Source organism: Variovorax sp. UMC13 (genome assembly GCF_014170375.1).
GTDB lineage: Bacteria > Pseudomonadota > Gammaproteobacteria > Burkholderiales > Burkholderiaceae_C > Variovorax.
Genome location: NZ_LZZW01000018.1, coordinates 424,338 through 434,774, shown reverse-complemented (window position 1 = coordinate 434,774; position 10,437 = coordinate 424,338). Strand labels below are relative to the sequence as shown.

Annotated in this window: 11 protein-coding genes and 1 pseudogene; 8 read left to right on the top strand and 4 right to left on the bottom strand. The window is 69.2% G+C overall.

The genetic code is table 11. The annotated features are described in order from the left end of the window. Nucleotides 1-207: pseudogene (locus A9977_RS16835) on the top strand (ABC transporter permease); the annotation flags it as partial. Nucleotides 208-250: 43 nt separating this feature from the next. On the opposite strand, the gene A9977_RS16830 reads toward A9977_RS16835, so the two are convergent. After that, nucleotides 251-1,438, bottom strand: coding sequence for a substrate-binding domain-containing protein (locus A9977_RS16830; RefSeq protein ID WP_183025995.1), 1,188 nt, complete (start codon nt 1,436-1,438; stop codon nt 251-253). Between the two features lie 340 nt (nt 1,439-1,778). On the opposite strand from A9977_RS16830, the gene A9977_RS16825 reads away from it, so the two are divergent. Further along, a complete protein-coding gene (locus A9977_RS16825) occupies nt 1,779-2,366 on the top strand; it encodes a YSC84-related protein (RefSeq protein ID WP_183025994.1) in 588 nt (195 codons plus the stop codon). An 81-nt stretch (nt 2,367-2,447) separates the two neighbouring features. Here the strand turns inward: A9977_RS16825 and A9977_RS16820 are convergent, their stop codons facing one another. Next, nucleotides 2,448-3,299, bottom strand: coding sequence for an AraC family transcriptional regulator (locus A9977_RS16820; protein WP_183025993.1), 852 nt, complete (start codon nt 3,297-3,299; stop codon nt 2,448-2,450). Nucleotides 3,300-3,403: 104 nt separating this feature from the next. On the opposite strand from A9977_RS16820, the gene A9977_RS16815 reads away from it, so the two are divergent. From A9977_RS16815 to A9977_RS16805, 3 genes are read left to right on the top strand one after another with little or no spacing between them, the layout of a single operon-like run. After that, the gene (locus A9977_RS16815) at nt 3,404-4,381 is read left to right on the top strand and encodes a tripartite tricarboxylate transporter substrate binding protein (protein WP_183025992.1); all 978 of its coding nucleotides are present in this window, start codon (nt 3,404-3,406) and stop codon (nt 4,379-4,381) included. A 3-nt stretch (nt 4,382-4,384) separates the two neighbouring features. Beyond that, on the top strand, nt 4,385-5,263 hold the full coding sequence (locus tag A9977_RS16810; protein ID WP_183025991.1) for a PhzF family phenazine biosynthesis protein: 879 nt from the start codon (nt 4,385-4,387) through the stop codon (nt 5,261-5,263). Beyond that, entirely contained in the window at nt 5,250-5,681 is a 432-nt protein-coding gene (locus tag A9977_RS16805) for a RidA family protein (RefSeq protein ID WP_183025990.1), read from the top strand. The genes A9977_RS16810 and A9977_RS16805 overlap by 14 nt, the downstream gene beginning before the upstream one ends. Here the strand turns inward: A9977_RS16805 and A9977_RS16800 are convergent. After that, nucleotides 5,670-6,050 (bottom strand): helix-turn-helix domain-containing protein, encoded by a 381-nt coding sequence (locus A9977_RS16800; RefSeq protein ID WP_183025989.1) that lies wholly within the window; start codon nt 6,048-6,050, stop codon nt 5,670-5,672. The two genes, A9977_RS16805 and A9977_RS16800, sit on opposite strands and share 12 nt — an antisense overlap. Before the next feature lie 58 nt (nt 6,051-6,108). Here A9977_RS16800 and A9977_RS16795 point away from each other — a divergent pair, with 58 nt between their 5' ends. Then, nucleotides 6,109-6,924, top strand: coding sequence for an SDR family oxidoreductase (locus A9977_RS16795; protein ID WP_183025988.1), 816 nt, complete (start codon nt 6,109-6,111; stop codon nt 6,922-6,924). A 9-nt stretch (nt 6,925-6,933) separates the two neighbouring features. Here the strand turns inward: A9977_RS16795 and A9977_RS16790 are convergent, their stop codons facing one another. Continuing rightward, nucleotides 6,934-7,776, bottom strand: a complete 843-nt coding sequence (locus A9977_RS16790; RefSeq protein WP_183025987.1) for an oxidoreductase — start codon at nt 7,774-7,776, stop codon at nt 6,934-6,936. A 211-nt stretch (nt 7,777-7,987) separates the two neighbouring features. Between A9977_RS16790 and A9977_RS16785 the strand changes: the two genes are divergently transcribed. Next, a complete protein-coding gene (locus A9977_RS16785) occupies nt 7,988-8,938 on the top strand; it encodes an AraC family transcriptional regulator (protein ID WP_183025986.1) in 951 nt (316 codons plus the stop codon). Between the two features lie 305 nt (nt 8,939-9,243). Then, nucleotides 9,244-10,431 carry a porin gene (locus A9977_RS16780; protein ID WP_310936149.1) on the top strand — a complete coding sequence of 396 codons (1,188 nt, stop codon included), beginning with the start codon at nt 9,244-9,246 and terminating at the stop codon, nt 10,429-10,431. Nucleotides 10,432-10,437: the final 6 nt, after the last annotated feature.

Sequence of the window (10,437 nt, the reverse complement as noted above, 5' to 3'; positions counted from 1 at the left end):
ACCAACAAGCTCATCAGCACCATGGAAGGCATGAGCTTCGACACGCCCAAGGGCAAGATGACCTTCCGCAAGGAAGACCACCAGGCGATGCAGTCGATGTACCACTTCAAGATCAAGGTCGACCCGGCCTTCGCCTGGGGCGTGCCGGAGCTGGTGCACGAGATCAAGCCCGAAGAGATGGACATCCCGATCAAGAACAAGCGCTGATCGGTCTTTCTCCCTCCCCCAGCGGGGGAGGGAGAAAGACCGATCAGCGCTTGTTCTTGATCGGGATGTCCATCTCTTCGGGCTTGATCTCGTGCACCAGCTCCGGCACGCCCCAGGCGAAGGCCGGGTCGACCTTGATCTTGAAGTGGTACATCGACTGCATCGCCTGGTGGTCTTCCTTGCGGAAGGTCATCTTGCCCTTGGGCGTGTCGAAGCTCATGCCTTCCATGGTGCTGATGAGCTTGTTGGTGCTGGTGTCGCCGTTGGTCTTCTTGAGCGCCGTCACCACCGCCATCGCGGCCGAGAAGCCACCAGCCGTGAAGAAGTCCGGCGGCGTCTTGAACTGCTTGTAGTGGGCCGAGACCAGCGCCTCGTTGACCGGGTTCTTCGGGATGCCGAAGTAGTAGTAGGCCGCACCTTCCATGCCTGGCAGGCTCTTGTAGGCGGCCATGGCCGGCAGGATGTTGCCGCCGGTGGCGATCTCGATGCCGTAGCGCTTGAGGTCGAGGTCGACGATCTTGAACGGGTTGCCGGCGCCGGCCCAGACGATCCAGATGATCTTGCGGCCGGGCACGTCCTTGAGCTTGTCGATCAGGCGCTGCGCACCGGCGGTGAAGTCGGTGGTGGCGGGCGGCAGGTATTCCTCGTGCGCCAGCTTGGCCTTCTTGAGCGCGCCGGCAAAGGCCTTCACGCCGTCGCGGCCGAAGGCGTTGTCCTGGGCCAGCGTGGCGACCGTGACGCCGGCCTTGTCGACCGCGACCGCGTTGGAGATCGCGTCCTGCGAGCTGTTGCGGCCGGTGCGGAAGATGTACTTGTTCCACTTGTCGCCGGTGATCGAGTCGGCCACTGCGGGCTCGACGATCAGGATCTTCTTGTACTCCTCGGCCACCGGCAGCATGGCCAGCGCCACGCCCGAAGCGGTCGGGCCGACGGCCAGCGCGGCCTTGTCGTCGGAATACGCGGCGGCCAGCAGCGACTTGCCGAGGTCGGGCTTGCCCTGGTCGTCCTTCTCGATCACGACCAGCTTCTTGCCGTTGACCATCATGGTGCCGCCGGTGGCGTAGTCCAGGCCCATCATCAGGCCGGTCTGCGTCTGCTTGCCGTAGGCCTCGAGGGCGCCGGTCTTGCTGTAGACGTGGGCGATGCGGATTTCGTTGGACTGCGCATGCGCCGTGAGGGCGGCGGTGCAAGTGGCCAAGGCGGCCAGAGCGACGAGGTGGCGACGGTTCATGGTGGATGTCTCCTGGTTTGAATGACTGAATATTGCACATGTCGTGCCAACCCGGAAACACTTGATTGCAAACGACTTTTCATTGGACGCCACACGCCACGACCTCGTTTCAGTCATTCGATATGTCCGACATTCAGGCAATTGACTGAAAATCGATCAGGGTTTTCCACAGGAAGACGGATCGCCCGCGACCGGGCTCCCAAACCGCCCGACTTCGCGTAGGCCGTCTCCCTCAGTGCGTTTTTCGCCCTGCCAGCCGACTTAGCATCCGTCCGGGCCGCTTGATTTCCCGCCGCAGATGCGGGACCGGCAGGCCCGATTCATACAAGGAATTCGAACCATGCAAAAAAGCTTCACGCTCCGCACCCTCGTCACCACCGCCGCGATCGCCGCCTGCAGCGTGGCCTTCGTCGGCTGCACCACGACCCGTCCCGGTGACACCGGCACCAAGACCTCTTCGCGCGCCTCGATCGACGCCCAGGTCGACGCGTCGCTGTCGAAGCTGTACGACACCGTGCCGGGTTCGCGCGAGATGGTCGCCAAGTCGGCCGGCGTGCTGGTCTTCCCGGCCGTGGTCGGCGCCAGCTTCGGCGTCGGTGCCGAATACGGCCGCGGTTCGCTGCGCACCGGTGGCCGCACCCAGGCCTACTACAGCACGACGGCGGGTTCGATCGGCTTCCAGGCCGGCGCGCAATCCAAGGCCGTGATCTACCTGTTCAACACCCAGGACGCGCTGGCCAAGTTCCGCGCGAGCAAGGGCTGGACCGCCGGCGCCGATGCCACCGTGGCCGTCGCCAACATCGGTGCCAACGGTGCAGTCGACACCAACACCATCCGCCAGCCGGTGGTCGGCTTCGTGCTGACCAACGTGGGCCTGGAGGCCGGCGTGTCGATCTCGGGCGCCAAGATCACCGAAGTGAGTCTGTAAGTCCGCCGCCGCGCGCCGGTATCACCGGCCGCGGCGCCGCACCAACGAGCAAGGGCCCCGCTGCGCGGGGCCTTTTTGCGTTCAGGGACGCGGCAGCGCCGCGTTCCGGATCTCCGCCGCCGTCAGTGCCCAGGTCTTCTGCAGCACGCGGGCCAGATAGGACCCGGATTCCCAGCCCACCTGCTGCGCGACCGACAGCACCGAGTCCGATGTGGTGGCGAGCAGGTAGCGTGCACGGTCGGCGCGCTGGACCTGTTGGAAGGCCAGCGGCGACATGCCGAACTCGGCGCGGAAGCTGCGTTCGACCTGGCGCCGCGACAGCCGATGCCGCAGCGCGAAGGCCTCGAGCGGCAGCGCCTGCGACAGGTCTGCAACGATGGCGTCGGCCAGCGCCTGCGCCACCATGCGCGCGGGCGTGCGCCGTTCCTGCAGCAGCGGATTGGCGCTCAGGCGCGCGGCTTCCATGATCAACGCGCCGCAGTACACCGCGCCGTTGTCGCTGTCGGCGCCCGCGCCGGCGCGGGCCACTTCCAGCATCTTCTGCGACAGCATGGCGAGTGCGGCGCTGCCCGCGCGCATGCCTTGCGGCGGCCGCTGCACGCCGTTCGCACGCAGGGCCGTGCTCCAGAAATCGGGATCGATGTAGACCGCGACGTGGGTCTGGCGCAGCGTCTGCGCGGCGGTCGCATGGGCGGCGCCGGCGGCGAACCACACGAAATCACCGGGCGCGGACTGCATCGCCTCGCCGCGTGCATCGACCACATCGAAGCGGCCCGCGACCGGTACGAAGAGCATGTCGCAATCGTGCGCATGCAGCGGGGTCGCATAGCCCTCGCGCGTGTTGGCGACCATCGTCGCGCGCCGGGCCACCCCTTCGGCGAAGAGCGACATCGGCGGTGGCGGCGCGGACGGTGGCGGGCGTTGCATGGTCATGGGATTGTCGCAATTGGCTGTGCTGGCGTCGCGATCGGGTGCATGCGCCGTGCTGCGCTCGACAGAATCGGAAGCCGTCGCATCGCACATGCAAGGAACATGCAATGACCTCGAGAACCCTTCGCCGGACCTGGCTCGCCGCCACGGCCGCCGCCCTGCTCGGCCCGGCCATCGCCTGGTCGGCCACACCCTACCCGGCCAAGCCGGTCACCATCGTCGTGCCCTTTCCCGCCGGCGGCGGCACCGACGTGATCTTCCGCTCGGTGCAGGTGCGGCTGCAGGCCGAACTCGGCGTGCCGGTGATCATCGACAACCGCGCGGGTGCGGGCGGCACGGTGGGTACGGGCTACGGCGCCAAGGCGCCGGCCGACGGCTACACGCTGGTGGCCGCGACCACCACCACCATCGCGTCGGCCCAGGCCGTCTACCCCAAGCTGCCCTACGACCCGCTGGCCGACCTGACGCCCGTGGGCACCATTGGCAGCACGCCCTTCGTGCTGGTCGTGACGCCCGCGCTGCCGGTGCGCACCCTGGCCGAATTCATCGCCCATGCGAAGAGGCATCCAGGCGCGCTCAACTACGGCAGCATCGGCAACGGCACCTCCAGCCACTTGGCGGCCGAGCTGTTCAAGCAGCGCACCGGCATCGAGATGACGCACATCCCCTACCGCGGCGCCGCGCCTGCGCAGTCGGACCTGATGGGCGGCCAGATCCAGGTGCTGTTCGACAACCCGACCGCGCTGGTGCCGCAGGTGCGCGCCGGCCGCATGCGTGCGCTGGCCATCAGCGAGCCCTCAGCCGTGTTCCAAGACCTGCCGACCTTCGAGGCCAGCGGCGTGAAGGACTTCAAGCCCGCGCTCTGGTATGGCCTGATGGCGCCGGCCGCCACGCCCGCCGAGCTGGTGCTGCGCGTGCGCACCGCCCTCGACCGCGCACTGCAGGACCGCGCGCTGCGCGCCGACATGCTGGCCAAGGGCGTGGCGCCGCTCACGCTGAGCCCGGCGCAGTTCGCCGCGCAGATCAAGGCCGACATCGCGCTGTGGGGCGGCATCGCGCGTTCCGTCAACGCCAAGGCGGACTGAGCCATGGAACTGATTCGCGTCTTCCCCAGCCCCGGCAGCGAGCGCGGCGGCAACCCGGCCCCGGTGTGGCTCGCGGCCGACGGACTCTCGACCGCCCAGATGCAGGAGCGCACCCGCGCCAGCGGCCACGAGTCGGTCTTCGTGCTGCGCGCGTCCGACCCCGCGGCGCATGACTGGCGCATGCGCTACTTCGTGCCGCGCCACGAGATGGAGATGTGCGGCCACGCCACCCTCGGCGCACTGTGGCTGCTGCACCGCGACGGCCACTGGAGCGGCCGGCCCACCACCGTCGAGACCCTGAGCGGCACGGTGCACGGCCGCCATGTCGACGGCCTGGTCGAGATCAGCCAGCCGCGTGCCACGGTGCAGGCCGTGGGCGAGGTGCTGCGCGACGAGATCGCGCGCTGCCTGCGCATCGCGCCCGCACAGATCCTCGGGACTGTGCTCAACGCATCGACCAGCCGGGTCAAGACCCTGGTGCGGCTTGCAAGCGTCGAGACGCTGCATGCGCTGCGGCCCGATTTCACCGCCGTCGAGGCGCTGTGCGAGCGCCTGGGCTCGACCGGCCTCTATCCCTATGCGGTGGCAGACGGTGCCGAGGCCACGGTCAGCGCGCGCCAGTTCCCCAAGTCCTCGGGCTACCCCGAGGACGCCGCCACCGGCATCGCGGCCGCGGCGCTGGCCTGGGGCCTGCGCGAGGCGGGGCGGGTCGGCGAGGCTGCGACACTCGTGACCGTGCGCCAGGGCGAGGCCATGGGTTCGCCCTCGGCCATCTTCGTGCGGCTGCCGGCGGCCACCGCGACCACGGAAGGCTGCTGGCTGCGCGGCGAGGCCCGGGCGATGCCATCCCCTTCTTCGAAAGAAAGCCATGACAGCCATTGAACGTGCCCGGCCCGCGGGCCTCTACGCCAGTTTTTCCCAGGCCGGCGGCCTGCTGCATTCCAGCGGCGTGGTCGGACGCCACGAAGGCAAGCCGATCACCGGCATGCTGGCCGGCCCCGAGGACGTGGCACGCGGCGAAGCCGCCGTGGTGGCTGCGGTCGGCGCGATCCTGCGCGCCGTGGAAGACGAATTCGGCAGCCTGGCCGCGGTGAGCAAGGTGGTCACGCTCACCGGCTACCTGCAGGCCAGCGCCGACTTCACGCAGCACGCCGCCGTGATGAACGCCGCCTCGGCCGTGCTGCAGCGCGCCTTCCCCGACGCGCCGCTGCCCGCGCGCACCACCATCGGCGTCGCCTCGCTGCCGGGGGGCGGGGTGGCGGAGGTGTCGATGGTGCTGGCACTGGCTTCAGCCGGCTGACGCCTCCCGCGCCTCGGCCCACACCAGGATCGCATCGAGCGCCGGGCACAGCGCCTGGCCCCAGGGCGTGAGGCGGTAGTCGACGCGCGGCGGCAGTTCGTCGTAGGCCGTGCGCTCGACCAGGCCATCGGCCTCGAGCTGGCGCAGTTGCTGGGCCAGCATCTTCTGCGAGATGCCATCGATGCGTTTCTCGAGGTCGGAGAAGCGCTGCACCTTCCCGTCGAACAGCTGGAACAGGATGACCAGCTTCCATCGCCCTTCGAGCAGCCCGAGCGCCGCCTCGACGTCGATGGCGGCCGACAGCGGCGTGTAGTGGGGCCGTTGCTTGCCCTTTTCCGGAGCGCTTACTTCGAGGTGCGTTCTTGTCATGGCACGAGGGTATCGCGAGCATCGAGGCCTTGCCATCCAGCCTTGAAAGCGCCCCCGCATGACGCCCTCTTCTCCCCTCTCCTCTTCCTCGTTCGGCAACGATCTCCAGGGCCGCCGTGCCCTGGTCACCGGCGGCAGCAAGGGCATCGGCCAGGCCGTCGTGGCCCATCTGGCGCGTGCCGGTGCCACGGTGCTGACCACCGCGCGCCAGCGGCCGCCGGCCGGCGCGCTCCCCGAGGGCGTGCGCTTCGTCGAAGCCGATGTGTCCAGCGCCGACGGCTGCGCCACCGTGGCCGCGGCCGTGCAGGCGCAGCTCGGCGGCGTCGACATCGTGGTGCATGGGGTGGGCGGCTCGTCCGCCCCGGCCGGCGGCTTCGCGGTGCTCGACGACCGCGAATGGCAGCAGGCGCTCGACCAGAACCTGATGCCTGCGGTGCGCCTCGACCGCGCGCTGCTGCCCGGCCTGCTGGCGCAACGCAGCGGCGTGATCGTGCACGTCACCTCGATCCAGCGGCAACTGCCCTTGCACGAAGCCACCACCGCCTACGCTGCGGCCAAGGCGGCGCTCTCGACCTACAGCAAGAGCCTGTCGAAGGAAGTCGGTCCCCAGGGCGTGCGCGTGGTGCGCGTGTCGCCGGGCTGGGTCGAGACCGAGGCCGCGGTCGGACTGGTCAACGAGATCGCGCGCAAGGGCGGCACCGACTACGAAGGCGCGAAGCAGGCGCTGATGGCCTCGCTCGGCGGCATCCCGCTGGGCCGCCCGGCGCGGCCGGAGGAAGTGGCCGAACTGGTCGGCTTCCTCGTGTCCTCACGCGCCGCCGCGATCACCGGTGCCGAATACGTGATCGACGGCGGGACGGTGCCGACGGCCTGAGGCGCAGGTTCAAGCGAAGTCGGTCGAGGCCGACACCCCTTCCCAGCGCGTGATCTCCGCGGCCATCGTGCCGAGCTTGGCCCGCACCAGCGCGAGCGAGTCGGTGCCCAGCAACAGGTGCGCCGGGGGATCGCGTTGCTCGACCAGGTCCAGCAGCACCTGCGCGGCCCTGGCCGGGTCGCCGGCCTGCTGGCCGCTCTTGGCCTGCCGGGCCGCGCGGATCGGGTCCATCAGCGCGTCGTAGTCGGCGATGCTGCGCTCGGCGCGCACCATCGAGCGGCCGGCCCAATCGGTACGGAAGGAGCCCGGCGCCACCGCCGTGACCTTGACGCCGAAGCCCTTGACCTCCTGCGCCAGCACCTCGGAGATGCCCTCGAGCGCGAACTTGCTGCCGCAGTAGTAAGCGATGCCCGGCATCGTGATGAAGCCCCCCATCGAGGTGATGTTGAGGATGTGGCCCGTGCGGCGTTCGCGCATCGTGGGCAGCACCGCCTTGATCATCGCCACCGCACCGAAGACGTTGACGTCGAACTGGTGCCGCATCGCGTCGAGCCGGGATTCTTCCAGCACGCCCTCGTGGCCGTACCCCGCGTTGTTGACCAGCACGTCGATGGGGCCGACGCGCTGCACGATCGCCGCCACCGCCGGCGCGATGGCCTCGAAGTCGGTCACGTCGAGCCGCAGGCCGTGCGCCCGGCCGCTGGCATGCGATTCGAAGGCTGTGCGCGCGGCGTCGTTGCGCACCGTGCCGACGACGGTGTGGCCGGCGGCCAGCGCGGCCGAAGCCAGGGCCTGGCCGAAACCGGAGCTCACGCCGGTGATCAGGAAAACACGGGAAATGGGGGCGCTCATGACGTTCCTTGTAAGGCGGCTGCGTCGGCCCGCCGACGGAATGGCGGCGGCCTGCAGGCGCGGATGACATGCACCGATGCTAGGAGTCGAGGCCCTGCGCGCGAAGACCTGCGCGTCTCGCATCCTTGCCTGAAACGATGAGCACTGAAGAGGCAGGCGTGCACCTGAAGGTGTAAAACAACGGCAACCACTGCCTGAAAGACTCCGCCCCATGAACGCCCTCCGCGGCACCTCTGCCCCTGTCGCGCGCCAGATGGTCACGCTGCTCGCGGCCCTGGCGCCGGACGAGGGCTACAACCTCACGGCCCTGCCCGACGTGCGCTTCCTGCGCTCGAACCGCCCGCTGCGCCGCGCGCCGGTGCTCTACGACCCGGGCGTGGTGATCGTCTGCCAGGGCTGCAAGCGCGGCTTCCTGGGCCAGACCACCTACCTCTACGACGCCCAGCACTACCTCGCGGTGTCGGTGCCCGTGCCCTTCTCGATGGAGACCGACGCCAGCGCGGAGGAACCGCTGCTCGCGATCTACCTGCGGCTGGACTTCACGGTCGCCAGCGCCCTGGTGCTGCAGCTCGACGAGGCCGGCATCGCGGCCGACGCGCCGCCCCAGGGCCTGATGTCCACGCCCATGGATGCGGCCTTGCAGGAGGCGGTGCTGCGCTTCCTGCGCGCCATGGGTTCGCCGCTCGAGGCCGCGATCCTCGGGCCGGCACTGGTGCGCGAGATCTACTTCCGCGTGCTGACCGGGGCGCAGGGCCCGTCGATGCGCGCCGCGCTCGCGGCCAAGGGCCAGTTCGGCAAGGTCGCCAAGGCGATCCGCCGGATCCACGGTGGCTACAAGGAGGCACTCGACGTCGACCAGCTGGCCAGCGAGGCCGGCATGAGCGTGCCCTCCTTCCACAGCCACTTCAAGGCCGTGACGCAGACCTCGCCCATGCAGTACCTGAAGTCCACGCGTCTGCACCAGGCGCGGCTGCTGATGGTGCGCAGCGGCATGACGGCGTCCGCCGCCAGCGGACAGGTCGGCTACGAAAGCGCCTCGCAGTTCAGCCGCGAGTTCAAGCGCATGTTCGGGCTCAGCCCGGTCGAGGAAGCCGAGCGCATGAAGCGGGCCTTCGCGCTGCCGCACCCGGGGGCGGGGTCGGCCTATGTGGCTTCGCACTGACCGAAATGCGACCGAAAGCGTCACCCGCGCAAACAACATTAATAAGAAAAGTGAACTGAGAAGAAACTGAGTTCTTTCGCTATCACCTCGCTGCACCCGGCCATCGCCGGGACGGTGCTCCTTTCCTACCATCGGCCTCCGGAAAAAAGAATGCCTCGGATGTCCCGAGGTTGCACAGAGAGACAGTTCAGATGGAAAGAATTCACGCGCACCAGGAAGCAGCCCGGCGGCAGGCCCCACGGTTTCGACATGTCGGAGGCCTCGTCATCCGGCAGCTCACGAAGCGTCCGGCGCGACGCACCTGCGTGGCGTGCGCCGCACTGGCCGCCGCTGGGCTGGCATCGGCGCAGTCGAGCGTCACCCTCTTCGGCGTCGTCGATGCCGCGCTCAGCGGCTACAGCAACCGCTCGAGGGACGAGCGCCCCGGCGCCGTCAACCAGGGCAGCGTCAGGACGAGTCAGACGGCCTTGACCAACTCGGGCTACAACTCGAGCCGCCTGGGCTTCCGTGGCACCGAAGACCTGGGAGGCGGCATGGCGGCCGGCTTCTGGCTCGAAGGGCAGCTCACGAACGACGACGGCAACGTCGGCGGCCTGAGCTTCACGCGTCGCTCGACCGTCAGCCTCTCGGGCCCCTGGGGCGAGGTGCGCCTGGGGCGGGACTACGCCGCCACCTTCTGGAACGACACGGTGTACGACCCCTTCGGTACGGTGGGGGCCGGCGCCACGCTGCTCATGGCGGCGCAGCTCTATCCACTGCCGACCGGCACGCGCACCTTCGGCGGCAATCCCAACTACGTGCGCACCAGCAACAGCGTCGGGTACTTCCTGCCGCCGAACCTGGGCGGCGTCTATGGCGAACTCCAGTATTCCCTGCCCGAGAACGTCGGATCGTCTCAGCCCTCGTCCACGCCCGTGGCCGCGAACAGCACGCGCACGGGCCGCTATGTCGGCGGCCGCATCGGCTACGCCAGCGGACCGCTCGACATCGCGATCGCCTACGGCAACAGCGCCATCGGCGACAACCACGATGCCGGCACCACGGATTCGGTCAAGACCGTGAACCTGGGCGCGTCCTACGACTTCGGCGTCGTCAAGCTGCTGGGCGAGGTCTCCAGGCTGCGCACGCGCCGCGCCTACGATGCCGCGCCGCCGGTGCGAACGCCCGATGTCGACACGACCGGCTTTCTGCTGGGCCTGACGGCGCCCGTCGGTGCCGGCCTGGTCCGGGCCTCCTGGTCGCAGGTCGACTATGACCTGAACCGGGTGACGCCTCCGGGGATGGCCGCCCTGCCCGACCCCAAGGCCCGCAAGCTCGCGCTGGGCTATGTCTACAACCTGTCGAAGCGCACCGCGCTCTACGCCACCGTGGCGCAGGTCCGCAACAGGAACGGCGCGGCCCTGGTCACCGGCGGACCGGCGCTGGTCAACACCGCGAGCTTCACGCCGCGGACGTCGACCGGCTACGACCTGGGCATCCGGCACGCCTTCTGAGGCCGA